The sequence below is a fragment of the Rosenbergiella collisarenosi genome, from assembly GCF_018494085.1.
In the GTDB taxonomy this organism is placed as follows: Bacteria; Pseudomonadota; Gammaproteobacteria; order Enterobacterales; family Enterobacteriaceae; genus Rosenbergiella; species Rosenbergiella collisarenosi.
This window is the reverse complement of the sequence record NZ_JABBFP010000040.1, coordinates 1-270: the sequence shown is the minus strand read 5'-3', so window position 1 is coordinate 270 and position 270 is coordinate 1. Positions and strand designations below refer to the sequence as shown.

Annotated in this window: 1 protein-coding gene; it reads right to left on the bottom strand. The window is 52.6% G+C overall.

Features of this window, described 5'->3' with window-relative positions; translation table 11 throughout:
* Positions 1–270, bottom strand: a 270-nt coding sequence (locus HGT70_RS16505) for an Ig-like domain-containing protein (RefSeq protein ID WP_214196585.1), incomplete at both ends; no start/stop codon positions are given.

The following is a 270-nucleotide window of genomic DNA, read 5'->3' as shown; positions in this document are numbered from 1 at the left end:
GACGACTGAAGACGGGTTACCCGCGGCATCAGTAGCCGTGACACTTAAGGTCTGGCCGTTGGTTTGTGCCGGGCTTAAGGTCGCAGTGAATGAACCATCTGCGGCTACCGTTGCACTACCGAGAGTATTTCCAGCGGCATCCTTGATAGCAACCGTTGAGCCTGCTTCAGCTTTACCAGTTACCGTCTCACCATCATCACTGACAACAACATCAGTCGGTGCAGCAGGAGCGGTGGTGTCTGGAGCTTTAATATTTGATGTAGGTGAAAC